This is a genomic window from Dactylosporangium sp. NPDC000521 (assembly GCF_042898305.1).
GTDB lineage: Bacteria > Actinomycetota > Actinomycetes > Mycobacteriales > Micromonosporaceae > Dactylosporangium.
Genome location: NZ_JBIAYW010000003.1, coordinates 351,082 through 374,851 on the forward strand (window position 1 = coordinate 351,082; position 23,770 = coordinate 374,851).

General features: G+C 74.3%; 23 protein-coding genes. 15 read left to right on the top strand and 8 right to left on the bottom strand.

All coding sequences use genetic code 11. The features are described 5' to 3' along the window. Window positions 1-909 (bottom strand): hypothetical protein (locus ACFY3L_RS11755; protein WP_389321767.1); only part of this gene is annotated, 909 nt, incomplete at its 3' end. A gap of 580 nt (window positions 910-1,489) precedes the next feature. On the opposite strand from ACFY3L_RS11755, the gene hisI reads away from it, so the two are divergent. The 4 genes from hisI (at window position 1,490) to ligD (ending at window position 5,202) form a co-directional block, all read left to right on the top strand. Then, window positions 1,490-1,777: a phosphoribosyl-AMP cyclohydrolase gene (hisI, locus tag ACFY3L_RS11760; RefSeq protein WP_389321769.1), complete on the top strand. Its 288-nt coding sequence runs from the start codon at window positions 1,490-1,492 to the stop codon at window positions 1,775-1,777. Further along, entirely contained in the window at window positions 1,774-3,309 is a 1,536-nt protein-coding gene (locus ACFY3L_RS11765; RefSeq protein WP_389321771.1) for an anthranilate synthase component I, read from the top strand. Before hisI ends, ACFY3L_RS11765 begins: the two co-directional genes overlap by 4 nt. Window positions 3,310-3,377: 68 nt before the next feature. Then, window positions 3,378-3,932, top strand: coding sequence for a Trp biosynthesis-associated membrane protein (locus ACFY3L_RS11770; RefSeq protein WP_389321773.1), 555 nt, complete (start codon window positions 3,378-3,380; stop codon window positions 3,930-3,932). Between the two features lie 10 nt (window positions 3,933-3,942). Continuing rightward, window positions 3,943-5,202, top strand: coding sequence for a non-homologous end-joining DNA ligase (gene ligD, locus ACFY3L_RS11775; protein ID WP_389321775.1), 1,260 nt, complete (start codon window positions 3,943-3,945; stop codon window positions 5,200-5,202). Window positions 5,203-5,269: 67 nt separating this feature from the next. Here the strand turns inward: ligD and ACFY3L_RS11780 are convergent, their stop codons facing one another. Genes ACFY3L_RS11780 through ACFY3L_RS11790 form a run of 3 tightly spaced genes read right to left on the bottom strand, consistent with a single transcriptional unit; the run spans window position 5,270 to window position 8,565 of the window. Continuing rightward, complete coding sequence (locus ACFY3L_RS11780) at window positions 5,270-6,364, bottom strand: hypothetical protein (RefSeq protein WP_389321777.1); 1,095 nt, start codon at window positions 6,362-6,364, stop codon at window positions 5,270-5,272. Between the two features lie 39 nt (window positions 6,365-6,403). After that, window positions 6,404-7,522 carry a serpin family protein gene (locus tag ACFY3L_RS11785; protein ID WP_389321779.1) on the bottom strand — a complete coding sequence of 373 codons (1,119 nt, stop codon included), beginning with the start codon at window positions 7,520-7,522 and terminating at the stop codon, window positions 6,404-6,406. Beyond that, entirely contained in the window at window positions 7,519-8,565 is a 1,047-nt protein-coding gene (locus ACFY3L_RS11790) for a serpin family protein (protein ID WP_389321781.1), read from the bottom strand. The genes ACFY3L_RS11785 and ACFY3L_RS11790 overlap by 4 nt, the downstream gene beginning before the upstream one ends. Window positions 8,566-8,719: 154 nt before the next feature. Between ACFY3L_RS11790 and trpC the strand changes: the two genes are divergently transcribed. The 5 genes from trpC to ACFY3L_RS11815 all read left to right on the top strand — a co-directional run bounded on the left by trpC (window position 8,720) and on the right by ACFY3L_RS11815 (window position 14,613). After that, entirely contained in the window at window positions 8,720-9,523 is an 804-nt protein-coding gene (gene trpC, locus ACFY3L_RS11795; RefSeq protein ID WP_389322608.1) for an indole-3-glycerol phosphate synthase TrpC, read from the top strand. Further along, window positions 9,520-10,737, top strand: a complete 1,218-nt coding sequence (gene trpB, locus ACFY3L_RS11800) for a tryptophan synthase subunit beta (protein ID WP_389321783.1) — start codon at window positions 9,520-9,522, stop codon at window positions 10,735-10,737. Before trpC ends, trpB begins: the two co-directional genes overlap by 4 nt. Window positions 10,738-10,742: 5 nt before the next feature. Then, the gene (trpA, locus tag ACFY3L_RS11805) at window positions 10,743-11,540 is read left to right on the top strand and encodes a tryptophan synthase subunit alpha (RefSeq protein WP_389321785.1); all 798 of its coding nucleotides are present in this window, start codon (window positions 10,743-10,745) and stop codon (window positions 11,538-11,540) included. Between the two features lie 135 nt (window positions 11,541-11,675). Further along, window positions 11,676-12,944, top strand: coding sequence for a PQQ-binding-like beta-propeller repeat protein (locus tag ACFY3L_RS11810; RefSeq protein ID WP_389321787.1), 1,269 nt, complete (start codon window positions 11,676-11,678; stop codon window positions 12,942-12,944). 139 nt (window positions 12,945-13,083) lie between these two features. Further along, the gene (locus ACFY3L_RS11815; RefSeq protein WP_389321789.1) at window positions 13,084-14,613 is read left to right on the top strand and encodes a methionine--tRNA ligase; all 1,530 of its coding nucleotides are present in this window, start codon (window positions 13,084-13,086) and stop codon (window positions 14,611-14,613) included. Here the strand turns inward: ACFY3L_RS11815 and ACFY3L_RS11820 are convergent. Together ACFY3L_RS11820 and ACFY3L_RS11825 are read right to left on the bottom strand one after the other, a co-directional pair. Next, window positions 14,610-15,251 (bottom strand): SGNH/GDSL hydrolase family protein, encoded by a 642-nt coding sequence (locus ACFY3L_RS11820; RefSeq protein ID WP_389321791.1) that lies wholly within the window; start codon window positions 15,249-15,251, stop codon window positions 14,610-14,612. The genes ACFY3L_RS11815 and ACFY3L_RS11820 overlap by 4 nt on opposite strands. 411 nt (window positions 15,252-15,662) lie before the next feature. Next, window positions 15,663-16,145 (bottom strand): NUDIX hydrolase, encoded by a 483-nt coding sequence (locus ACFY3L_RS11825; RefSeq protein WP_389321793.1) that lies wholly within the window; start codon window positions 16,143-16,145, stop codon window positions 15,663-15,665. A 152-nt stretch (window positions 16,146-16,297) separates the two neighbouring features. Between ACFY3L_RS11825 and lgt the strand changes: the two genes are divergently transcribed. Together lgt and ACFY3L_RS11835 are read left to right on the top strand one after the other, a co-directional pair. Then, window positions 16,298-17,419, top strand: coding sequence for a prolipoprotein diacylglyceryl transferase (lgt, locus tag ACFY3L_RS11830; RefSeq protein ID WP_389321795.1), 1,122 nt, complete (start codon window positions 16,298-16,300; stop codon window positions 17,417-17,419). Window positions 17,420-17,431: 12 nt separating this feature from the next. Beyond that, a complete protein-coding gene (locus tag ACFY3L_RS11835; RefSeq protein ID WP_389321797.1) occupies window positions 17,432-18,634 on the top strand; it encodes an FAD-dependent oxidoreductase in 1,203 nt (400 codons plus the stop codon). Between the two features lie 404 nt (window positions 18,635-19,038). On the opposite strand, the gene ACFY3L_RS11840 is transcribed toward ACFY3L_RS11835, so the two are convergent. Both ACFY3L_RS11840 and bioB read right to left on the bottom strand, forming a co-directional pair. Continuing rightward, a complete protein-coding gene (locus ACFY3L_RS11840; RefSeq protein WP_389321799.1) occupies window positions 19,039-19,230 on the bottom strand; it encodes a hypothetical protein in 192 nt (63 codons plus the stop codon). Between the two features lie 17 nt (window positions 19,231-19,247). Further along, on the bottom strand, window positions 19,248-20,231 hold the full coding sequence (gene bioB / locus ACFY3L_RS11845; RefSeq protein ID WP_389321801.1) for a biotin synthase BioB: 984 nt from the start codon (window positions 20,229-20,231) through the stop codon (window positions 19,248-19,250). A 160-nt stretch (window positions 20,232-20,391) separates the two neighbouring features. On the opposite strand from bioB, the gene ACFY3L_RS11850 reads away from it, so the two are divergent. From ACFY3L_RS11850 to ACFY3L_RS11865, 4 genes are all read left to right on the top strand, one after another. Then, window positions 20,392-21,567, top strand: coding sequence for an 8-amino-7-oxononanoate synthase (locus ACFY3L_RS11850; RefSeq protein ID WP_389322610.1), 1,176 nt, complete (start codon window positions 20,392-20,394; stop codon window positions 21,565-21,567). 180 nt (window positions 21,568-21,747) lie between these two features. Then, the gene (gene bioD, locus ACFY3L_RS11855) at window positions 21,748-22,473 is read left to right on the top strand and encodes a dethiobiotin synthase (RefSeq protein ID WP_389322612.1); all 726 of its coding nucleotides are present in this window, start codon (window positions 21,748-21,750) and stop codon (window positions 22,471-22,473) included. Window positions 22,474-22,664: 191 nt separating this feature from the next. Further along, on the top strand, window positions 22,665-22,829 hold the full coding sequence (locus ACFY3L_RS11860; RefSeq protein WP_389321803.1) for a hypothetical protein: 165 nt from the start codon (window positions 22,665-22,667) through the stop codon (window positions 22,827-22,829). Then, complete coding sequence (locus ACFY3L_RS11865) at window positions 22,826-23,215, top strand: PIN domain-containing protein (protein ID WP_389321805.1); 390 nt, start codon at window positions 22,826-22,828, stop codon at window positions 23,213-23,215. Before ACFY3L_RS11860 ends, ACFY3L_RS11865 begins: the two co-directional genes overlap by 4 nt. Window positions 23,216-23,770: the final 555 nt, after the last annotated feature.

Here is a 23,770-nt window from a genome sequence, read left to right on the forward strand (position 1 = left end):
GGCGGGTTCGTCGTCGGTGGTGACGGCTTCCACGGCCTCGGGTTCGGTGTCGGCGGCGGCGTCTTCGTCGTCGGAGGCGGCTTCGGCGGCGACCTCTTCAACGGTCTCGGCCTCTTCGGCGTCGGCGGAGGTGGCCTCGGCGGCGACTTCTTCGATGGCCTCAGGCTCTCCGGCGTCGTCGTCCGCGGTGGCTTCGGCGGCGGGTTCGTCGTCGGTGGAGGCTTCTTCGGCGGTGACTTCTTCGACGGCCTCGGCGTCGCCTTCGTCGGCAGCGGCCTCGGCGGCGGTCTCTTCGGCGGTGGCGTCTTCGGTGGTGACGGCTTCCGGGGCCTCGGGTTCGGTGTCGGTGGCGTCGTCTTCGGCGGCGGAGGTGGCTTCGGCGGCGACCTCTTCAACGGCGACGGCCTCGGCGGTGGGCTCGGCGTCCGTGTCGTCGGCGGTGGAGGCTTCGGCGGCCAGTTCGGTGTCGGCTGGGGCTTCGGCGGCCAGTTCGGCGTCGGCCTCTTCGGCGGTTGCCTCCTCCAGGGCCTCGGGGGCGGTGGAGGGGTCTTCGAGGGTGTCGGTCGCTTGGAGGTCGGCGGTCGGGGTGGGCTCGGCGGCGTGTGCGTCGACCCCAGCGGCCGGCTCCTCGTCGGTGGAGGCGGGGGACTCCTCGTCGGCGGGGCCGACGATGTCGGAGATGTCGTCGGGGACGGCGACGGTGATGGCGGCGTCGTCCGCGAGCGGCGAATCGATGACCGGCGACTCCGCGACCGGTGCCGGCGCGGCATCTGCCGAATCCGAACCCGGGTCCGAGTCCGTGGACGAGCCGGACACCGAGCCGGACACCGAGCCGGACACCGAGCCGGACACCGACCCGGACACCGAGCCGGAGGCCGAGTCGGAGACCGAGGCGGCGGTCAGGTCCACGGCCGAGTCGGACGCTGAGTCGGCGGCCGCAGCCGAGTCGGAGGCCTGGTCCTCAGCCTGGGTGAAGGCCGGAGCGGGGTGGGAGGCAAGTTCGGCGCCCGACGCCGAGGCGGCGGCGGCTGAGATCAGCGGGACGGTGTCCTCGACGGGGCGGCGCTGCTCGGGGACGCCCGGTGGGGTTGTGACTTCAGGGGAGGGGCCGGTCTGGTCGTTGACGTTGGGGTGCATGGGGGAGGTCCTCCGTCCGCTCGGTCGGAACGGGGGGAGGGTGCCACCCGTTCAGACTGCTGTGGGCTCAGCGCTGGGGTCGCGGACGCCGGGAGGCCAAACGGCGCCCGGCCCGGTGCCGCCGGGCCGACGGCAAGCGGGACCCCCGGGCGAGGAGGGTCGGCCGACGGCAGGCGGGGAGGGATGAGCGACCGCCCAGACTTCCGTGCGGCGCACCGTCAAGGTACTCCGCAAACACGGCCAGCCATAGACCCCAAACCTGCGGGAGAGGGCCGTGCGGGAGAATTAAGGGGTGTCGTCGAACCTTGATCCAGAAGTCGCGGACCGTCTGCGTCGTAACGAGGCCGGGTTGGTGCCTGCGGTCGTGCAGGAGCACGGGACCGGGCAGGTGTTGATGTTGGCGTGGATGGACGACGAGGCGTTGCACCGGACGCTGACGACGGGGCGGGCGACGTACTGGTCGCGCAGCCGCAACGAGTACTGGGTGAAGGGCGAGACGTCCGGTCACGTCCAGCACGTCAGGTCGGTGGCGATCGACTGCGACGGCGACACGCTGCTGGTGACGGTCGAGCAGACCGGCGCCGCCTGCCACACGGGCAACCACACCTGCTTCTACACGGATCTGAAGGTGGCGCGATGACGACCGGAGCGGTGGCGCCGGACGAGGCGACGTTCCGCGAGCTGGCGAAGACCAGGCGGGTGGTGCCGGTGACCCGGCGGCTGCTCGCCGACGGTGAGACGCCGGTCGGGGTGTACCGGAAGCTCGCCGGTGGCCCGGGCACGTTCCTGCTGGAGTCCGCGGAGCAGGGCGCCGGCTCGGCGGGTGCGGTGTGGTCGCGGTACAGCTTCATCGGCGTCCGCAGCGTCGCCACGCTCGTCGAGCGGGACGGTGGCGCGCAGTGGCTCGGCGAGCCGCCGGCCAACCTGCCCACCACGGGCGACCCCACGCACGTCCTCAGACGGACCGTCGAGGCGCTCACCGGCGACGACGCCGACCTCAAGGGGCTCGACCTGCCGCCGCTGTCCGGCGGTCTCGTGGGGTTCCTGTCGTACGACGCGGTCCGGCGCTTCGAGCGGCTGCCGCAGCTCGCCGAGGACGACCTGCACCACCCCGAGCTCGGCATGATGGTGGCGACCGACCTGGTGGCGCTGGACCACTTCGAGGGCACGGCGCTGCTCATCGCCAACGCCGTCCTGCCCGACAAGGGCGCCGACGAGGCGACCACGACGGCGGCGTACCACCAGGCGATCGGCCGCCTGGACGCGATGACGACGGCGCTGTCCCGGCCGACGCCGCCGCTGGTGTCCACAGTGGACAAGCAGGGGCCCGGTGAGGTGGTCAGCCGCACCCCGGCTGGGGAGTATCCGAAGGCCGTCGAGGTCGCGAAGGAGGCGATCCGGGCCGGGGAGTGCTTCCAGATCGTGGTCGCGCAGCGGTTCGAGCGGGCCACCGACGCCGACCCCCTCGACGTGTACCGGGTGCTGCGCTCCACGAACCCGAGCCCGTACATGTACCTGCTGCGCTTCGAAGGCTTCGACGTCGTCGGATCGTCGCCGGAGGTGCACGTCAAGGTCGACGGGCGGCGCGCGCTGCTGCACCCGATCGCGGGCACCCGCTGGCGGGGCGCGACGCCCGAGGAGGACAACGCGCTCGCCGCGGACCTGCTCGCCGACCCGAAGGAGCGCGCCGAGCACGTCATGCTCGTCGACCTCGCCCGCAACGACCTGGGACGGGTCTGCAAGCCCGGGACGGTCGAGGTGCCGGAGTTCATGACCGTCGAGCGGTACAGCCACGTGATGCACATCGTGTCGACCGTCGTCGGCGAGCTCGAGGACGGCCGGACCGCGTTCGACACCCTCGCCGCGACGTTCCCGGCGGGGACGCTGTCGGGGGCGCCGAAGGTCAGGGCCATGGAGATCATCGAGGAGCTCGAGCCGACCCGGCGCGGCCTGTACGGCGGCGTCGTCGGCTACTTCGGCTTCGGTGGCGACATGGACACCGCCATCGCGATCCGGACCGCGCTCATGCGGGACCGGATGGCGTACGTGCAGGCAGGCGCAGGCATCGTCGCCGACTCCGACCCGCTGTCGGAGGAGACCGAGACCCGCAACAAGGCCGCCGCCGTCCTCGCCGCCATCGCGACCGCCGAGACCCTGCGACCGGCCCGATGACCGATTCCGAACAAAGCCCGACGACCGCTCCCGAACGAGGCCCGACGACCGATCCGGAACGAAGCCCGATGACCGACTCCGAACGAAGCCCGCAGACCGCCGGCGGCCGCACGCACGGCAGGCGGGGGCTGGCGGTCACCACCGTCGCGACCGCGGTCGCCTCGGCGGTGGTGCTGTTCGCCGCCACCCGCCACTGGGACGCGGTCATGACGCACCAGGTGTCGCCGCTGCCGCCGATGACCGAGTACCGCACGGGCAGCGAGCTGTCGCCGTGGCTGCCCGCACTCGGCGCGGTCGGCCTCGCCGGCGCGGGCGCCCTCCTCGCCACCCGCGGCCGGCTCAGGACGATCGTCGGCGGCCTCCTCGCCCTCGCCGGCATCGGCATCGTCGGCGCGGTGACCGAGGCCCTGCAGCACCACATCGACGTGGGCTGGCCGATCGTCACGATCGTCGCGGCGCTCGTCGTCGTGGCCGCCGGCGCCGTCACCATCCGCGCCAGCGACACGTGGCCGGAGATGGGCGCCCGCTACGACCGGCCCACCGCTCGTACCACCGCGAAAACACCACAGGCGGAGCTCTGGGACGCCCTCGATCGGGGCGAGGATCCGACCGCGGACAAGTAGGGTTTCGCCTATGGCGAGCAGCAGCAAGGAAGTCCTCGAGGTCGCCGGGCGCGAGGTGACCGTCACCAACCCGGACAAGGTGTACTTCCCCCAGTCGGGCCGCACGAAGCTCGACGTCGTCCGCTACTACATCGCCGTCGCCGACGGTGCCCTGCGCGGCGCGGGCGGCCGGCCGATGGCGCTGAAACGCTACGTCAACGGCATCGAGGGCGAGGCGTTCTTCCAGAAGCGCGCGCCCGAGAAGCGCCCCGACTGGATCGAGACGGCGCAGCTGCGGTACCCGTCGGGCCGCACCGCCGAGGAGATCGTGCTGCGCGACGCGGCCCAGCTCGCCTGGGTCGTCAACCTCGGCTGCCTGGAGCTGCACACCCACTCGGTCCTCGCCGAGGACGTCGAGCACCCCGACGAGCTGCGCATCGACCTGGACCCGGTGCCGGGGGTGCCGTGGTCGCAGGTCGTCGAGGTGGCGCTGGTGGCCCGCGACGTGCTCGCCGACCACGGACTCGTCGGATGGCCGAAGACCTCCGGTTCGCGCGGGTTTCACGTGTACGCGCGGATCCACCCCAACTGGACGTTCGCCGAGGTCCGCAGGGCCGCCGAGGGCTTCGCCAGGGAGGTCGCCCGCCGGGCGCCGGAGATCGCGACCGGGGCGTGGTGGAAGGAGGAGCGGCACGGCGTGTTCGTCGACTACAACCAGAACGCGAAGGACCACACCACCGCGTCCGGCTACTCGGTCCGCCCGTCCGAGGAGGCCCGGGTCTCCACCCCGCTCACCTGGGACGAGGTGCCCGGCTGCGACCCGGCCGACTACACGATGGAGTCCGTGCAGGGCCGGCCGGACGCGTGGGCCGGGATCGAGGACGCCCGCGGCGACCTGACGCCGCTGCTGGAGCTGGCCGCCACCTTCAAGAAGCGGGCGCCGGCGAAGAAGGGCACGGGCCGCCGCGCGCCGACCATGCCGCTGATCGAGATCGCCCGCGCCGCGACGAAGGAGGAGGCCCTCGAAGGCCTCGAACGCTGGAAGGCCCGCCACCCGGCGGTCTGGCCGCTCCTAGAGCCCGCCGACGTCCTGGTCGACTCGATGCGCGGCGTCAACAGCCTGTGGACCCGCATCCGGCTCAACCTGATCCACGTCCCGGAGGCCGACCGCCCGCCGCAGGAGCCCCTGGAGGTCGACTACGACCCGTTCGCGAAGTGGAAGGAGATGCAGGCCCGCGGCGAGACCCCGGCCCGCTGGCGCCGCCCCGCGGACGAGGAGCCGGTGCCCTAGACGCGCAGGAGGTGGCCGCTGGTCGTCGTGCTCCACCGCGCCGCCCCGCGGACGAGGAGCCGGTGCTCTAGACGCGCAGGAGGTGGCCGTCGCCGAGGTTGTGCTCGGCGTCGTGCTCCACCGTGCCGCCCCACAGGAGCACCATGTCGGGGCCGGCCACCACGGTCGCGGCGAAGCGCCTGCCGCCGGGCGGGTCCGGCAGGCGGAGCCACTCGCCGGTCGCCGGGTCGAGCAGGTGCCCGCCGACCGTGACCCGGCCGCCGGTGCTGAGCGGCGGGTCCACCGGCAGCGGACCGGCCGGCCGCGGCGCCGCCGGCAGCGGCCGCCACGCGCCGGTGCCGAAGGCGAGGATGCCGCCCTCGGGGTAGGAGCGGCCCCAGTTGCCGATCCGCCCGCCGTCGGCGCTGCCGGTGCCGGTCCACACGACGGTGCCGCCCGCGGTGGTCACGCTGCCGCCGAGGATCTCGGTGGTCGTGGGTGCCGCCCACGTCGTCAGCGCGGCGTCGAGCGTCGCCAGCCGCAGCAGCGACGGCTTCGTGGCGCCGGGGTCCGGCACGAGATCCTTCGCGCCGAGCAGCAGCCGGTCGCCGGTCCACACCGCCGTGCGGTCGAAGGACGGGCCGAGCGGGTCGTCGGGCAGGACCCGCCACGCGCCGGTCGCGACGTCGAACGCCGCGTCCACGGCCGGGCCGTGCTCGTCGGTCCCGGCGATGACGACCGGCGTGCCGCCCGCGTCGAGCAGTAGCCCCGTGCCCGGCGGCGGGGGCAGCCGCGTCCAGCGGTCGCCGTCGTACCCGAGGAACGCCGCCGGGGTCAGCGCGTACACCCGGCCTCCGGCGGCCACGAGCTGATCGCCCTCGCCCAGCGGCACCGGCGCCGCGGCGATCGGCCGCCAGGTGCCGTCCGCGGGGTCGTACGCCGCGCCGTCGGTCAGGCCGGCCACCGGCGCGCAGGACGCGGTGGGCGGGCACGGCCGCTCCGCCGATCCGCCCACGACGACGAACCGCCGCCCGTCCCACACCCCGAGCGCGTCGTGCCGCGCAGGCAGGGGCGCCGGGGCGACCGCGGTCCACGACCGGTCAGCCGCCGGCGACTGCCCGCCCGCCGGCGCGCAGCCCGCCAGGGTGACCGCGACCGCCAGCGTCGCCACGCCCCTCCGCATGCCCGCAGTATGTCGCGGGACCGCCCATGATCGTGGCCCCTAGTACGACACGACGAGGACCTCCGGCTCCCAAGGGGTCGGCTCGTCGACCCAGCCCGCGAAGAGGACGAGCCCCGTCGGCCGGTGCTCGGCGAGGAACCCGAACGGCCGGTCGAACGTGACATGGACCTGCTCGTTGTCCCCGGTCGGCGCACCGCCCGCCAACAGCTCCAGGACGCTGACCGCGGCGGCCTCGAAGCCGCGGGCGGTGAACGTGGCGGTCGCCGCCTGCGTCCCGTGCGACACGGCGAGGGGCCACGGGCTGAGCCCGGGGAAGTGCCCACGCGTGTGGTCCGTCGCCGCGCGGAGCCCGAAGAGGTCGGCGTGTGCGAGGAGGTCGTGGTCGGCGCTGACGGTGAACCTCGGCACCGTCAGGTACAGGCCGGGCGGCTGCCACCCGCGCCCGACCTGGACACCGGGCCCGTCGACCCGGTCCGGCCCGGTGCGGGGTGTCTCGATGCCGGCCGCGAGGACGTCGCCGGGCGCGACACCGGGCTCGCCGAGGAGCAGCACCACGTCGATGTCGTCGGACCCGCGGACGGTGACCGTGGTGAGCGGCCGCCCGCCGGCCGGGCTGACGACCTTCAGCGGGCCGGGCACCGCATGGAACCGGGTGAGCCCGACCAGCTGCCGCGACCGCCACGGCCCCTCCAACGGCCACAGCAGGCCTTCGTCGAACGGCTCGTCCCACGTGGTGGTGACGGCGAGGGCGCTGCCGAGCAGCAGCAGCGTGGCGTCGTCGACCGGCGCCGGCAGCCGGGGGATCAGGCCGCCGGTCCGCGAAGCGGCCCACGCGTCAAGGGGCGCCTGGTCGCCGGTGAGCACGCCCGCGACGAGGGACCGCCACGACGGGGTCAGCGGCACGTCGGCGCGCGGCCACAGCCCGATCGCGGTCCGGACCGCGGCGGAGGACGGCAGGGCCAGCGGCGCGGGCGCGACCGCGAGCAGCTCGTCGCGGGCCGGGCCGGACGCGGCGGTGGCGAGAAGGTGCAGCAGCGGGTGCACGCCGGCGCCGGACAGCACCGTGCCGGCGGTGACCGTGCGGGCCCAGGCGGCGGTGAGGGCGTTCGCCGCGGTGGTCTCGGGGGTCCCGGGGGTCTCGGGGGTCTCGGGGGTCATGGCGTCGTGACCCAGCCGGCGACGAGGACGAGGCCGGTCGGGCGGTGCACGGCGAGGAAGCCGAACGGGCGGTCGAACGTGACCGTCACCCGCAACCTCCGTGCGGTCGGCACAAGGTAGGCGAGGGGGTACATGGAGAGGGCGGTCACCGTCGCGGCCTGGAAGCCCAGGGCGGTGAACGAGGCCACAGCCTGCTGGCGGGCCGACGACACGACCAGGTCGACGGGGCTGATCCCGGGGAACGTGCCGTCCCGCGCCGCGGTCCGCAGTCCGAAGAGCCGGTCGAGGGCCAGGAGGTCGTGGTGGGCGGCCACGTCGAACGACGGCAGGCTCACCACCAGCTCGGGCTCCGGCGAGGCGGCGTCGACCTCCTGGGCGGTCACCCCGGGGCCGTCGGTCGACGGGGTGGCCCGGGACCGGCCGTCGATGGCGGTCGACAGGACCGAGCCGGGGGCGGCCGCGTCGGCGCCGAGGGCGAGGACGACGTCGATGTCCTCGGTGCCCGCGACGGTGAGCAGCGTGACGTCGTCGACGCGGCGCAACGGTTCGAGGGCGTCGGCGGCGATGTGCTTGCGGAACAGGGCGGGCAGCGGGCGCCCGGACCAGGGGCCCGCGGCCGGGGTCATGGTCGAGTCGTCGAACGGCTGGACCCACCCGGTGACCACGGACAGCGCGGACGCGAGCACGAGCCCGGTGTCGCCGCGGACGGCGACCGGCAGCGTCGTGATGCGCCCGCCGGTCCGTGCGGCGGCCCACGCGTCGAGGCGCCGCTGGTCGGCGGCGGGGTCGCCGGACAGGCGGGTCCCCGGATCCCAGCCGGGGGTGAGCGGGAGGTCGGGCCGCGTCCAGACGCCGGCCGCGAAGCCGGGCGGCAGCGGCAAGGGCGAGGGTGCGACCGCCAGCAGCTCGTCGCGGGCCGGGCCGGAGGCGACGCCCGCGAGCAGGGCGAGCAGCGGGTAGACCCCTGCGCCGGAGAAGACCGCAGGGCCGTCCGAGGCGGCCGCCCAACGCGAGGTCAGGACGTTTGCCGCAGTGACGCTCATGTACTCAACCATACGAACGGCAACGCATTATGCCCTAGCCCATCAGGTGACGTCGGCCATACCCCCACGGCCATCCACGGACCGGGGGGCTCCTAGCATCGGACGCATGACCACCGGAGAGGGGAGCTCCTTGATCAACGCGGAATCTGGCCGTGTGCTCGACGAGATCCTCGCCGGCGTGCGCGAAGACTTGGCCATCCGCGAGGCGCAGAAGCCCCTGGACGAGATCAAGGCAGCCGCGGCGCAGGCGGCACCGCCCTTGGACGCCTACGCGAAACTGAGGGCCCCCGGTGTCGGGGTGATCGCCGAGGTCAAGCGCGCGTCGCCGTCGAAGGGGCAGCTCGCCGAGATCCCGGATCCGGCGGAGCTGGCCAAGGAGTATGCGGCGGGCGGCGCCCGCGCCGTCAGTGTGCTGACCGAGGGCCGCTGGTTCGGCGGCAGCCTCGACGACTTCGCCGCGGTGCGCGCCGCGGTCGACGTGCCGCTGCTGCGCAAGGACTTCGTCGTGTCCCCGTACCAGGTGCACGAGGCCCGGGCGTATGGTGCCGACCTCGTCCTGCTGATCGTGGCCGCGCTGGACCAGAACACCCTGTCGGGCCTCCTCTACCGCATCGAGAGCCTGGGCATGACGGCCCTGGTCGAGGTGCACGACGAGGAGGAGACCGACCGCGCCCTGGAGGCCGGCGCGCGGGTCATCGGGATCAACGCGCGCAACCTGCGGACGCTCGAGGTCGACCGGACGGTGTTCGAGCGGATCGCGCCCGGCCTGCCCAACGACGTCGTGAAGATCGCCGAGTCGGGGGTCCGCGGGCCGCACGACCTGATCCGGTACGCGTCGGCCGGCGCCGACGCGGTGCTGGTCGGCGAGGGGCTCGTCACGCAGAAGAGCCCGCGTGACGCGGTCGCCGAGCTCGTCACGGCCGGCAGCCACCCTGCGACGCCGAGGCCCGCCCGGTGAACGCGTTCCTGTCCGCCGCCGGGCTGCTGCCGGACCAGTCGGGGCACTTCGGCGAGTTCGGTGGCCGGTTCGTCCCCGAGGCGCTGATCGCCGCGCTCGACGGCCTCGACGCCGCCTACCGGCACGCCCAGGCGGACGAGGCGTTCCAGGCCGAGTTCGGCCGGCTGCTGCGCGACTACGCCAACACCCCGTCGCCGCTGTACCGCGCGGACCGGCTGTCCGCGCACGCCGGTGCCCGCGTGTTCCTCAAGCGTGAGGACCTGAACCACACCGGCGCCCACAAGGTCCGCAACGTGCTCGGCCAGGCGCTGCTGACGAAGCGGATGGGCAAGCACCGGGTCATCGCCGAGACCGGCGCCGGCCAGCACGGCGTCGCCAGCGCCACCGCCTGCGCCCTGCTCGACCTCGAGTGCATCGTGTACATGGGCGAGGAGGACACCCGCCGCCAGGCGCTCAACGTCGCCCGCATGCGGATGCTCGGCGCGACCGTCGTGCCCGTCACGACCGGCTCGAAGACGCTCAAGGACGCGATCAACGAGGCGCTGCGCGACTGGGTCACCAACGTCGACACGACCCACTACCTGCTCGGCACGGCCGCCGGTCCGCACCCGTTCCCGGCGATGGTCCGCGACTTCGTCAGCGGCATCAGCGTCGAGGCCCGCAAGCAGATCCTGGAGCAGACGGGCCGGCTGCCCGACGCGGTCGCCGCGTGCGTCGGCGGCGGGTCCAACGCGATCGGCGCGTTCCACGCGTTCGTCCCCGACGAGAGCGTCGCCCTGTACGGCTTCGAGGCCGGCGGTGACGGCGTCGACACGGGCCGGCACGCGGCCAGCATCACCGGCGGCTCCACGGGCGTGCTGCACGGCGCCCGCACGTACCTGCTGCAGGACGAGGACGGGCAGACCATCGAGTCGCACTCCATCTCCGCCGGCCTGGACTACCCGGCCGTCGGCCCGGAGCACGCGTACCTGCACGACACCGGCCGCGCGATCTACGAGCCGGTCACCGACGCCGAGGCGATGGACGCGTTCAAGCTGCTGTGCCGGACCGAGGGGATCATCCCCGCGATCGAGAGCGCCCACGCGGTCGCCGGCGCGCTGCGGGTCGTCCCGAAGCTCGCCGCCGACCTCGGCCGGGAGCCCGTCGTCCTGATCTGCCTGTCCGGCCGCGGCGACAAGGACATGGACACCGCGCGCGACTTCTTCGGGGTGTGACGACAGTGAGTGTTTCCGTGGCTTTCGAGAAGGCACGGGCTGAGGGCCGCAGCGCGCTCATCGGCTACCTGCCGGCCGGGTTCCCGACCGTGCCCGGCGCGATCGACGCCATCAAGGCGATGATCGACAACGGGGTGGACATCGTCGAGGTCGGCCTGCCGTACTCGGACCCGGTCATGGACGGCCCCGTCATCCAGCGGGCCACCGAGGCGGCCCTCGCGGGCGGCTTCCGGGTCGCCGACGGGCTGCGCACCGTCGAGGCGGTCGCCGCGGCCGGCGCGCCGATCCTCGTCATGACGTACTGGAACCTGGTCGAGCGGCACGGCGTCGACCGGTTCGCCGCGGACCTGGCCGCCGCCGGTGGCGCCGGGCTCATCACGCCCGACCTGATCCCCGACGAGTCGGGGCCGTGGCTCGCCGCGTCCGACGCGCACGGCCTGGACCGGGTGTTCCTGGTGTCGCCGTCGTCGACCGACGCCCGGATCGCGATGACCGCCGGGAAGTGCCGCGGGTTCGTCTACGCGACCAGCGTCATGGGCGTCACCGGCGCCCGCAGCAGCACCAGCAGCGCCGCTCCGGCCCTCGTCGAGCGGATCCGCAGGGCCGACCCGGCCGTGCCGGTCGCGGTCGGTCTGGGCGTCTCCAACGGCGACCAGGCCGCGGAGGTCGGCGCGTTCGCCGACGGGGTCATCGTCGGCAGCGCCCTCGTCCGGTGCCTGCAGGACGCCGCGACCCCGGCCGAGGGCGTCGCCGCCGTCGCCGCGCTGAGCGCCGACCTGGCGGAGGGCGTCCGGCGCCGCTGAGCCGCCGCGCCCGACCGGAGTCGCGCTGAGCGCAGACGTCGCCGAGCGCCGACGCGGCGGAGAGCGGGCGGCGCGGCTCAGTCACTCCGCCCGACCGGAGTCGTTGAGCCGGGCGTGCGGCGATTTTTCCGATTGGTGCCTGTAGCGCTCCTGCTTTCCGCGACGCCCGGTCTCGCGCTGGCCGTCCCCGGCACGGAGCGCCCCGCGCCGACCGTCGTCGACGCCGGCTGGCGGCAGGACGGCAACGACCCGGGCCGCAGCGGGTACCAGCCGGTGACCCCGTACCTCGGCACGGGCTCCGCCGCGCGGCTCGACACCGTGTGGACCGCGCCCGTGACCCGCCCCGACGAGCAGGTCGGCGGCGCGGTCGTCGTCGACGGCGTCCTGCTGCGCTCCTCCGGCGGCCCGACCGGCCAGATCCGCCGGTACGACGCGGTCACCGGCGTCGACCTCGGCCCCCTCGTGGACGCTCCCGACCGCAGGTTCGGCCAGCTCGCGTCGGTGCCTGGCGGCGCGGGTGGAGCAGGCGGCGCGGGTGGCGCGGCCGGCGTGCTGCTGGTCGAGTCGCAGGCGATCGACGTGCCGTCCGGCGACCTCGGGGCGCGCTTCCTCAGCGCGTACACCGGCCGCGGCGGCACACTGTGGGAGACGACGCTGCCCGGCGAGGTGTCCGGCGGGTTCACCGTCGTGGGGGACCTGGTGCTGCGCTCGGCGGGAGCGACCCTGACCGCGCTGCGCCTGGACGGCGGCGCCGTCGCGTGGACCGCGCCCCTGGACGGCGAGGTGGGCCTGCACCCGCCCGTCGCGGACGCCGGCCGCGCCCTGCAGGCGTTCGAGGCGGGCACCGGCACGGGCCTCGCCGCGTTCGACCTGAAGACCGGGGCGCGGGTGTGGCGGCAGGACGTCAGCGGCCCGTGGGTGATCGCGGCCGGCGGCGTCGCCTACACCACCGGCGCGGGTGGCGTCTGCGCCGTGTCGGTCGCCGACGGCGCCCGCCGCTGGTGCGACACCGAGACGTTGACCGATCCGCGTTCGGCGGCGACCGACGGGCGGACCCTCATGGTCCTCGACGCGCACGGCCGCGCCGCCGGGTTCGCGGTGGGCGACGGCACGGTCCGCTGGACCCGCGACTGGGGCATGGCCGGCGCCGAGGTCGCGACGTCCTACTGGTCGCCGGTGACCGGCGGCGGCGTGCTCTACGCGGTCGTGTACCAGTTCGCGATCCGCGACGGCGCGCCCGTGCACCGCACCGAGCTGCTTGCCCTCGACGCCGCGGCCGGGACCGTCCTGCTGCGCCGCGAGCTGGCCTTCGATGCGCTGCACGGCGCCGAGCCGCTGCTGCTGTCCGGCGACCACGTGTACTTCGCGGCGCTCGAAAAGCTGTTCGCGCTCGGGGTACGCTGAAGCCCATGTACGCCGGTCGAATGATGCGCCCCGTCACGGGGTCCGTCGGCGTGCGCTAGTCCCGCTCACCACTCGCCCCTCGGTTCTGGGGCGAGCCGGATCAGGTCGTCCCCGTCCAGGAGAAGACCGGAGATCCGCCATGAGCTTCTACGTCACCACCGCCATCCCGTACGTCAACGCCGCCCCGCACCTTGGGCACGCCCTGGAGCTCGTCCAGGCCGACGTGCTCGCCCGCCACCGGCGGCTGCGCGGGCAGCGGGTCAGGTTCCTCACCGGCACCGACGAGAACGCGTTGAAGAACGTCACGGCGGCCGCCGCCGCGGGCGTCGACGTGGCCGCGTTCGTCACCGCGAACGCCGACCGGTTCGCCGCGCTCCGGCCGGTGCTGGACCTCTCGTTCGACGACTTCATCCGCACCGCCGCCGACCCCCGCCACCGCCGGGGCGTCGAGACCCTGTGGCGGCGCACCGCCTCGAACGGCGACTTCTACCGGCGCGACTACCAGGGCCTGTACTGCCAGGGCTGCGAACAGTTCTACGAGCCGTCCGAGCGGTGCGCCGAGCACGACGCTCCCCTGGAGGTCGTCACCGAGTCCAACTGGTTCTTCCGGCTGTCGGCGTACGCCGGCCGCGTCCTCGAGGCCCTGGAGTCCGGCGAGGTCCGGGTGGAGCCGGCCGCGAAACGCAACGAGGTCCTCGCGTTCGTCCGGGCCGGCCCGCAGGACATCAGCGTGTCCCGGCCGGCCGCCCGCGCGGGGGGATGGGGCATCCCCGTCCCGGGTGACCCGTCGCAGGTCGTCTACGTCTGGTGGGACGCCCTCGCCAACTACGTCACCGCCCTCGACGGGCCTGAGCTCTACCGTGCGTGGTGGCAGGACGCCGCCGAGCGGGTGCACGTGATCGGCAAGGGGATCGTGCGCTTCCACGCCGTGTACTGGATCGCGCTGCTGCTGTCCGCGGGGCTGCCGCTGCCGACGACGATCTTCGTCCACGAGTACCTGACGGTCGGCGGCGCGAAGCTCTCCAAGAGCGCCGGCAACGCGGTCGACCCGGGGGACCTCGCCGGCCGGTTCGGCGGGGACGCGCTGCGCTGGTGGCTGCTGCGCGAGGTGGCGCCGCTGGGGGACACCGACTTCACCGAGGAGCGGTTGCGGCAGCGGTACCACCAGGACCTGGCCAACGGGGTCGGCAACCTCGTCAACCGGACGGTGAGCCTGGTGCGGCGGTACCGGTCCGGCGTCGTCCCGGGGTCTGCTCCGGACGGCGGGCTGTCGTCGGCGGTGGACCGGGCCCTCGCGGGGTCTGCTCCGGACGGCGGGCTGTCGTCGGCGGTGGACCGGGCCCTCGCGGGGCCTGCTCCGGACGGCGCGCTGTCGTCGGCGGTGGACCGGGCTCTCGCGGGGTTCGACTTCCGGGCGGCGACCGAGGCGCTGTGTGCCGCTGTCGCAGGCGGCAACCGGCTGGTCGAGACGGCCCGGCCGTGGGAGCTCGCGAAGCAGGGCCGGGACTCGGAGCTCGACGCGGTGCTCTGCGAACTCGTGGCCGTCTGCCGGGAGGTGACCCGCGAGCTGGCGCCGTTCCTGCCGTCCGGTGCGGCCCGGCTCGCCGCGCAGCTCGGCTCCGGCGACCGGGTCGGCACCCCCGACCCGGTGTTTCCGCGGCTGGCTTAGCGCAGCGCCGCCCGCCAGGTGTCACGGATCGCCTCGGCGCCCCACGCGTTGGGCTCGATGTGGCCGCACAGCCACAGGTCGCGGTTGGCGGGGCGGGGATCGGCGGCGGTCACGTCGCCGGCCTTCGCGCCGTGGCCGAGGAACGCGGCGTGCAGGTCCGCGACCACCGCGCCGTGCCGGGCCGCCGCGTCGCGGATCGCACCGTTCAGCGCCGCCAGGACCTCCAGGCCACCCGGCCACGACGGCAGCCCGGCCCAGGCCAGGTCGCCGGTGCCGTCGGTGGGGTCGTACACCGTGCTGACGATCACACGGGCACCGGTCGCGGCCAGAGTGGGCAGCACGACCTCGAAGTTGCCGGCGGTCCTGGCGAGGGTGCGCTCCGCCGCCTCCCGGTCCGGTCCGCCCTTGACCAGCGTCTCCAGCAGGTCGTTGCCGCCCATCGTCAGCGTGATCAGGGCGGGCCGGCCCTCGACCTTGTCCAGCTGGAAGCGCACGACGTCGTCGCTGGTCGCGCCGTCACGGGCGAGCAGCGTCAGGTCGATGCCGAAGTCGTCGGCGAGCAGCGAGGCGGCACCCAGCCCGGGTCCGCCGGCGTAGTCGTCGATGGACATGGAGTCGCCGAGCGCGTAGTAGGCCACGGGACCAGTACATCATCCAGGTCCCGTGATTTTCCGGCCGCCGTTTCCGGCCGCCATGACCCGGTCGTCGTGCCGCCGCCGTATGTCGACCCGCCGCGCGCCGGCCCCGGGCTACTTCGACTCTCGAGCGCCGCCGCCCCGGTCATTTGGACTCGTAGCGCGGCTTCGCCTCAGGCTGTTCGACTCGTAGCGCGCTGCCGTCCCGGGGCGTTTCGACTCGCAGCGCGCCGCCGCCGCGGTTATGTCGACTCGCTGCGCTCCCCGACATAACCGAAATGTCGGACATGTTCGCGGAGCGGACATGTCCGGTGCCTGCTCCGGTGCCTGCTCCGGTGCCTGCTCCGGTGCCTGCTCCGGTGCCTGCTCCGGTGCCTGCTCCGGTGCCTGCTCCGGTGCCTGCTCCGGTGCTGCTCAGGCCTCGACGGCCTCGACGGCTTCGACCTCGCGCTGGATGTCGCGTTTGATCTGGCGGATCACCCCGGTGCGGCCCGCGCTCGCGTCGGCGATGGCGGTCCGCGTGGTGGCGGTCAGCGGCTCCGGCAGCGAGGCCGGGTCGTGCCACGCCAGGCGGCTGATCCGGCCCGGCGCGTTGAGCGCCGGCCCCCCGCCGCCGTCCAGGCGGCCGCGGAACACATGGACGAACAGGTCCGGCATCGCCTCGCCGCAGCCGTCGCCCGTCACCTCGTACAGGCCGACGAGCTCGACGATCTGCGCTTCCAGGCCGGTCTCCTCGAAGATGTCGCGGACGGCGGCGTGCACCGGGCTCTCCGCCGCACGGACCCGGCCCCCGGGCAGGCCCCACAGCTGGTGACCGCCCGCCTGCTGGCACAGCAGCACGCGGCCGGCGGCATCCTCGATGATCGCGGCGACGGCGGACGTGACTTCGTAGCTCATATTCGCACTCTAGGCGCCATAGCGGACCGTTGCGACACCTTCGCTGGTGGTGATCTTCGCCGGTCGGAGTGGCTTTCCGTCGACCGTCGGGTGGCGAATTGGGCGAACCCAGGGCATCGCGTTTCGGCGGATCGGCGGTAGCGTGTTCACCCGTGGATGCTGCCCTTACTCCGCTGGCCGCGATCCCCAGCCCCACGCAGGGTGTCTGGGAGATCGGACCGTTGCCGCTGCGCGCCTACGCACTGTGCATCGTGCTCGGCATCGTCGCCGCGTGCTTCATCGCCGACCGGCGGCTTCGCCACCGCGGTGCCCCGCCGTGGGTGATTCTCGACATCGCGGTGTGGGCGGTGCCCACCGGCATCATCGGCGCCCGTCTCTACCACGTCATCACCTCGCCCGAGGCCTACTTTGGCGACAACGGTGACCTGATCAAGGCGTTCAAGATCTGGGAGGGCGGCCTCGGCATCTGGGGCGGCATCGCGGGCGGCGCCGTCGGCGCCTACATCGCCTGCCGCCGGATGAACATGCCCTTCGCGATGGCCGCCGACACGCTCGCCGTCGGCCTGCCCGTCGCGCAGGCGCTCGGCCGCTGGGGCAACTGGTTCAACAACGAGCTCTACGGCAAGGCCACCGACCTGCCGTGGGGGCTCAAGGTCTACACCTGGGACGCGAAGGCCGGCCACGCCCAGATCGTCAACGGCGAGCCGATGCCGCTCGGCACCTTCCACCCCACGTTCCTCTACGAGTTCCTGTGGTGTCTCGGCGTGGCCGCGGTCGTCTGGTACGTCGACAAGCGCTGGTCCCTGGGCAGGGGGCGGGCGTTCGCGCTGTACGTGGCGCTGTACTGCGCCGGCCGGTTCTGGATCGAGGCGCTGCGCATCGACGACGCCCACCACTTCCTGGGCATGCGCCTCAACAACTGGACGTCGCTCATCGTCTTCGCCGCCGCCCTGGCCTACTTCCTGCTGGTGCGCGGGCCGCAGGAGCGCGTCACGTACGACGAGAACGGCCGCCTCACCCCCGTCACCGGCGCTGAGCCGTCATTCGAGCCCTCCGCCGTGTCCGCGCCGGCCTCGTCGGACGATTCCGACTCTTCCGACTCTTCGGACTCTTCGGACGCGGCTGATTCGTCCGATCGGATCTCGCTGGAGAAGCCGGACGAGTCGGATTCAGTGGATGCTGACGGTGGCGAGGACGCGGAGGCGGGCGACGCCGAGGAACCGTCGGGCAGCACCTCGGACAGCTCGTCCGCCAGCACGTCCGGTAAGGGCTGAGGTAGCGAGCGGATGCGCACCGCTGTCGTGGTGGGCGCCGGCATCGGCGGGATCGCCGCGGCCGGTGCGCTCGCCCGGACCGGCTGGCAGGTCACCCTCCTCGAACGCGACGACCGGCTCCGCCCGGGCCGCGGCGCGCTCGTCCTGTGGCCCAACGGGGTCCGGGCGCTGCGGGGCCTCGGCCTGGCCGGCGGACTGGACGGCATCGCCACCCCCGTCCCGCCGGTCGGCATCCGCCGCCCCGACGGCCAGTGGCTGGTCCGTCCCGGGGCCGTCGCGGAGGACGTCGAGTCGCCGCCGGTGGTCGTACACCGGGAAGATCTCCACGACGCGTTCATCGCGGGACTCGGAGACCAGGTCGACATCCGCAGCGGCATCGAGGTGCAGCCCGCGAGGGTCCACCGCGAGCGGCCCGCCGTCGGTGACGGCCGGGTCACGTTCGAGGCGGACCTGATCGTCGCCGCGGACGGGGTGCAGAGCGCCGTCCGCCGCCGGCTCGCGTCCACCACCTCGTTCGCGAGCGCGGGCGTCGCCGCCTGGCGGGCCGTCATCCCCTGGTACCGCGTGCCCGACCTGCCGCCTGGCCTCCCCGACCACGGCGAGACCCTTGACGCCGGCCACCGGTTCGCCCACGCCTCCCTCGGCGAGCGCGGCTCGTCCGGCGGCTCCACCCGCGGCGGCATCTCCTGGGTGGCCACCGTTCCCGGCGCCCTGCGCCCCGAGCCGCCCGCCGGCCAGCTCGCGCTGCTGCGCCGCTGGTTCGCCGGCTGGCACGCCCCGATCCCGCAGCTGCTCGCCGCCACCGAGCCCGACGACCTGGTCCAGGAGCCGGTCGGCGAGCTGACCCCGCTGCCGGAGACGTTCGGCGTCAAGGCCGGCGGCGGCGGCTACGCCCTCGTCGGCGACGCCGCCCACGCCATGCCGCACCACCTCGCCCAGGGCGCCTGCCTGGCCCTGGAGGACGTCGCCACCCTCCAGGCCGTCCTCGCCGGCTCGCGCGGCCCTCTCGCGCCGGCCCTGGACGAGTACAGCCGCCTGCGCCGCCCCAGGGTGACCAGGGTCCTCCAGCAAACCCGCCGGGTGGCCGCCGTCCTGCAGCCCAGGGGCGGCCTCACCAGCCGCGCCGTGGGCGCCGCCCTGGGTCGCGCCAACCCCCGCACCCTCGACAAGGCCGCCGCCGCGGCCGCCGAATGGTCCGGCCCGACCTCCACCTGACCTCGCGCTGCCGCCGAAGCGGTGCCCCGGAAACGGTGTGGAGTTTGACGATGTCCGGTTGGGACCTCGCCACCGCCCTCGCCGCCCGATCGGCCCGGAGCCGGTCGATCGGGGCGTCGATCGGGGCATGGTGCTGGCGCTCGGTGCGATCCGGCGGTGCCTGCCGTTCCTGCGACACAGCGTCGGGCAGTATCCGGCGCGGGCCGCGGCGGTGCCGGTGATCCGGGAGGCGTTCGCGTGGGCGTCCCCTGCCGGCGGCGGGCCCGACGCCGACCGGCTGCGCGCCGCCCTGGCCGGGTTCGCGCCGGAGGAACCGGACGACCCGATCCTCGACTCCGAACGGGTTGGCGAGGGCTGCTGCGCATCGTCCGGGACTGGCGATCCGCCGCCGGCGACCAATGGGCCTAGCCGGACGCGGAGCCGTGTTCGACGCAGATGGCAGACCAGCCCCGCGGCAGGACCTGGACCTTCATCCGGCGGCGGCACTGCGGGCAGAAGCGGGGCGGCTCCAGCTCCCGTGCCGCCGCGCACGCCGGGTGCGGTGCGTCGCCGGTGAGGGCCTCACCGCAGCGGTCGCACCAGACGGTGGTGTCCATGCTCGTCACGGGGGCGGTCACAGCGTCGCCGACAGGGCCTTGACGGGCATGCTCAGCTCGTCGAGCAGGGCCAGGTCCTTGTCGGCGGAGCGGCCCAGCGTCGTGAGGTAGTTGCCGACGATCACGGCGTTGACGCCGCCGAGCAGGCCGTCGCGGGTGCCGAGGTCGCCGAGGGTGATCTCGCGGCCACCGGCGTACCGCAGCAGCGTGCGCGGCAGGGCGAGCCTGAACGCGGCGATGGCCCGCAACGCGTCCTTCGGGTCCAGGACGGGCTGGTCGCCGAGGGGAGTGCCCGGGCGGGGGTTGAGGAAGTTGAGCGGGACCTCGTGCGGGTCGAGCTCCTGCAGCTGGATCGCGAACTCGGCGCGCTGCTCCACCGTCTCGCCCAGGCCCAGGATGCCGCCGCAGCAGACCTCCATGCCGGCGTCGCGGACCATGCGCAGGGTGTCCCACCGCTCGTCCCAGGTGTGGGTGGTGACGACCTGTGGGAAATGCGACTTCGCGGTCTCGAGGTTGTGGTTGTACCGGTGGATCCCCAACGCCGCGAGCTGGTCCACCTGCTCCTGGGTCAGCATGCCCAGCGACGCGGCGATGTTGATGTCGACCGCGGCGCGGATCGCCGCGACACCGTCGGCGAGCTGCGTCATGAGCCGCTGGTCGGGGCCGCGGACGGCGGCGACGATGCAGAACTCCGTGGCGCCGGTCGCGGCGGTCTGCTTCGCGGCCTCGACGAGCGACGGGATGTCGAGCCAGACGGCGCGGACCGGGGACGTGAACAGCCCGGACTGCGAGCAGAAGTGGCAGTCCTCGGGGCAGCCGCCGGTCTTGAGCGAGACGATGCCCTCGACCTCGACCTCCGGGCCGCACCACGTCATCCGCACCTCGTGCGCGATCGCGAGATAGTCGGGCAGCTCCTCGTCGGAGCAGCGCAGCACGGCGAGCACGCCCTCGAGGTCGAGCCCGACTCCGGTGTCCACGACAGCCTTGGCAGCATCAAGCATGCTCGTACCTTACAAAACGTTAGGGGCGGGCGCCCCGCCCGAATGCGGTCGGCTATGTTGTGCAAATCTCACAAACGGCATCGTCGATGTCCTACAACGAGAACGGTAGGGTGCGGGAGTGCGCGACGGATCCTGGGTGTCCACGCCGGACGGCTCCTGGTTGTCCACGACGGACGGCTCCTGGTTGTCCACGCTGGACGCTGAGGCCGCTGACCGGCGGGCCGCCGGGCTGCGCCGAGAGCTGCGCCCGCGCGGTGCCGACGACGACGTGATCGACCTCGCCGGCAACGACTACCTCGGCCTGTCCCGGCACCCCGATGTGCTCGCCGCCGCGGCCCGGGCCCTCGCCGACTACGGGCTCGGGGCGACCGGCTCGCGGCTCGTCCGCGGCTCCACCGGCGCGCACCAGGCCCTCGAAGCGGGCCTCGCCGGCCTGCTCGGCGCGCAGACCGCGCTCGTGTACTCGTCCGGGTACCTCGCCAACCTCGGCGCCATCCGCGCGCTGGTGCGGCCCGGCACGCTCGTGGTGTCGGACGCGCACAACCACGCCTCGATCGTCGACGGCTGCCGGCTCGCCTGCGCGGGAAGCGCCTCGAAGGGCGCCGCGACCGTCGTCGCGCCGCACGCCGACCCGGCCGCCGTCCGGGCGCTGCTCGCCGCCTCGCCCGACCGGCCCGCCGTGGTGGTGACCGAGAGCGTGTTCTCCGTCGACGGCGACCTCGCGCCGCTCGCCGAGCTGTACACCACCTGCCAGGCGCACCCCGGCGGCGCACTGCTGCTCGTCGACGACGCGCACGCCCTCGGCGTCATCGGCCCCCGCGGCGCGGGCGGGGTGGCCGCCGCCGGCCTGTCCGGCCTGCCCGGCGTGATCGTCACCGCGACCCTGTCGAAGTCCCTCGGCGCCGCCGGCGGGGTCGTCGCGGGCCCGCACCAGCTCGGCCGGCAGCTCGTCGACACCGGCCGCACGTTCATCTACGACACCGCCCTCCCGCCCGCCGTCGCCGCCGGCGCCCTCGCGGCCCTCGACCTCCTCGTCGCCGGTGACGACCTGCGGGCCGAGCTCACCGCCCGGGCCGCGACCGCGGTCAGCCGCCTGCGCGGCGAGGGCCTGGAGGTGTCCGACCCGTCCGGCGGGGTGATCTCCGTCGGCGCGCCGAGCGCCGACGAGGCGTTCGCGTGGGCGGCCGCCTGTCGTGAGCGGGGGGTCGCGGTAGGCTGCTTCCGCCCACCGTCCACACCGGACGGTCGGTCACGCCTTCGGCTCACCGTCAACGTCGGCGTGCCACCGGCGGCGTTCGAGCACGCGCTCGACATCGTCGTCAAGGAGCGCCCCTGACCTTCGCGGGCGCGCCGACCACCCGAGCGGCGCCCTGGAGGGTGTGCCGACCGAACCGCGCCTCCCGGCGCCCGTGAAGGACGTGCCTTGAGCGATCCGCGCACCGCCGACCACGACGTCTCGCCCGCTGAGGCCCTCCTGTCGGAGGCGCTGCGCTCGGAGGCGGTGCTGTCGGAGGACGTGACCCCGGCGGATACCGAACCCATCACCGGGCCCGTCGTCATCACCGGCACCGACACCGGCGTCGGCAAGACCATCGTCACCGCCGCCATCGCCGCCGCCGCGACGGCAGCGGGGCGTCGGGTCGCGGTCGTCAAGCCCGCGCAGACCGGCACCGCCGAGGGCGACGAGCCCGACGCCGTGACCGTCTCGCGGCTCGCGGAGCCCGTCACGGTGCGGACGCTCGCCAGCTTCCCCGACCCACTCGCCCCGCTGGCCGCGGCCCGGGTCGCCGGCGATGACCCGCTGACGGCGGTGATGGCGCAGCTCGCCCTGCGCTCCATCGTCGAAGAGCACGACGTCACCCTCGTCGAAGGGGCCGGCGGGCTCCTCGTGCCGATGGGCGAGGGCGGCTGGACGATGCTCGACCTCGCCGCCGCGCTCGGCGCCACCGCCGTGGTCGTCGCCCGCCCCGGCCTCGGCACCCTCAACCACACGGCGCTCACGCTGCAGGCACTCGCCCAACGGGACATCCCGGCGGTCGTGGTCCTCGGCACGTGGCCGGCGGATCCGGAACTCGTCCACCGGACCAACCTGCACGACCTCGCCGGCGACCTGGTCGGCGCGGTCCCGGACGGTGCGGGCTCGCTCGCCCCTGCCCTGTTCCGCCGGGAGGCCGCGCACTGGCTCGCGCCGCTGCTGTACGGTCGGTTCGACCCGGTCGCGTTCCGCTCCCACAGCCGCTGACCCGACCCGCCGGCGTTCCAGGCCACCACGACGGCTTTTCGAAGGCTCTTGACGGCTCTTCGTCGGCTTTCGATGGCTTCCGTCGGCTTTCGATGGCTTTCCGGCGGCGCTTCGACGGGTCCGGCGGCCATGACGGAGCTTCGGCGTTTCGGAGGACCGCGACAATCGATGCGAGGAGGTACGGTCACGCCATGACCGAGATCGACCCAGGTGCCGGTGCCGCCGCCGAGTCCGCACCTGACCAGGACCGCCGCGCCCACGCCAGGAAGCGGCTCGACGACGCGACCGCCAAGGTCACCACCGAGGCCCGCACCGAGTCCCGCGAGCAGGTCCGCGACCTCATGGGCTGGTCATGAGCGACCCCATCGGGCTGGTGCTCGACCCGTCGGCGGTGCTCGCGTACACGCAGGGCGACACGGGCGTCGCCGACCTGGTCAGCACCGTCCTCGCCGACGGCGGCACGGTCGTGGTCCCGGCGGTGTCGCTGGCCGAGACGCGCAGTGAGCTCGCGTACGCCGAGGAGCTCGCCCGCCTCGACACCCTCCTCAGCACGGCCACGGTCGCCCCGCTCGACGGCGTCGACGCGGTCGGCCTCGGACGGCTCGCGTCCCGGCTCAACGGCAGCCTGGGCCTCGCCCACGCCGTCGCCGAGGCCCACCGCCACGAGGCCCGCCTGCTCACCGCCCACGCCCCCACGGTCCGCCGCACCATCGGCGAGCTCGACGGCATCGTTGACCTCTGACCTGCGGCTCTGGACGGTCTGTAACGGGAAGCGATGACACGGATTCGCTCCGCATTCGCGATTTGGTGGGCGGTGTTACGGTCGACGAAGAAGGCCCGCCGGTCACCGGACCCGAACTGTGCCTGACAGCGGACGCCGCCAACGAGCAGCCCGGCCCCGGACAGCTGACCCCCTGATGCGACGCCGCCCGCGCACGGCCCGCGCGTTGTCGGCGCTGTGCACGGCCCGCGCGTTGTCCGGCTCGCGCGGTGTCCGGCTCGCGCGTTGGCCGGGGTCGCCGTTGGGTCGGGACGTGAGCCGTCCGAGGCCCGGCCGCGTCGCCGTCGCCGTCGCCTTCGTGCGTCGCCCGGGCCGCGTACGGCCCGCGCGTTGTCCGTCCCTCATACGGCCCGCGCCGCGGGCTCGCGCGTTGGCCGGGGTCGCCGTTGGGTCGGGATGCGAGCCGTCCGAGGCCCGGCCGCGTCGCCGTCGCCTTCGTGCGTCGCCCGGGCCGCGTACGGCCCGCGCGTTGTCCGTCCCTCATACGGCCCGCGCCGCGGGCTCGCGCGTTGGCCG

Coding starts and splice junctions, on each gene's coding strand:
- ACFY3L_RS11815 (WP_389321789.1), top strand. CDS start 13,084: ATGAGCTTCTACGTCACCACCGCCATCCCGTACGTCAACGCCGCCCCG.
- ACFY3L_RS11865 (WP_389321805.1), top strand. CDS start 22,826: ATGAGCGACCCCATCGGGCTGGTGCTCGACCCGTCGGCGGTGCTCGCG.
- ligD (WP_389321775.1), top strand. CDS start 3,943: ATGGCGAGCAGCAGCAAGGAAGTCCTCGAGGTCGCCGGGCGCGAGGTG.
- ACFY3L_RS11770 (WP_389321773.1), top strand. CDS start 3,378: ATGACCGACTCCGAACGAAGCCCGCAGACCGCCGGCGGCCGCACGCAC.
- ACFY3L_RS11785 (WP_389321779.1), bottom strand. CDS start 7,522: ATGACCCCCGAGACCCCCGAGACCCCCGGGACCCCCGAGACCACCGCG.
- ACFY3L_RS11765 (WP_389321771.1), top strand. CDS start 1,774: ATGACGACCGGAGCGGTGGCGCCGGACGAGGCGACGTTCCGCGAGCTG.
- ACFY3L_RS11835 (WP_389321797.1), top strand. CDS start 17,432: ATGCGCACCGCTGTCGTGGTGGGCGCCGGCATCGGCGGGATCGCCGCG.
- bioB (WP_389321801.1), bottom strand. CDS start 20,231: ATGCTTGATGCTGCCAAGGCTGTCGTGGACACCGGAGTCGGGCTCGAC.
- ACFY3L_RS11860 (WP_389321803.1), top strand. CDS start 22,665: ATGACCGAGATCGACCCAGGTGCCGGTGCCGCCGCCGAGTCCGCACCT.
- ACFY3L_RS11780 (WP_389321777.1), bottom strand. CDS start 6,364: ATGCGGAGGGGCGTGGCGACGCTGGCGGTCGCGGTCACCCTGGCGGGC.
- ACFY3L_RS11825 (WP_389321793.1), bottom strand. CDS start 16,145: ATGAGCTACGAAGTCACGTCCGCCGTCGCCGCGATCATCGAGGATGCC.
- ACFY3L_RS11840 (WP_389321799.1), bottom strand. CDS start 19,230: ATGGACACCACCGTCTGGTGCGACCGCTGCGGTGAGGCCCTCACCGGC.
- ACFY3L_RS11790 (WP_389321781.1), bottom strand. CDS start 8,565: ATGAGCGTCACTGCGGCAAACGTCCTGACCTCGCGTTGGGCGGCCGCC.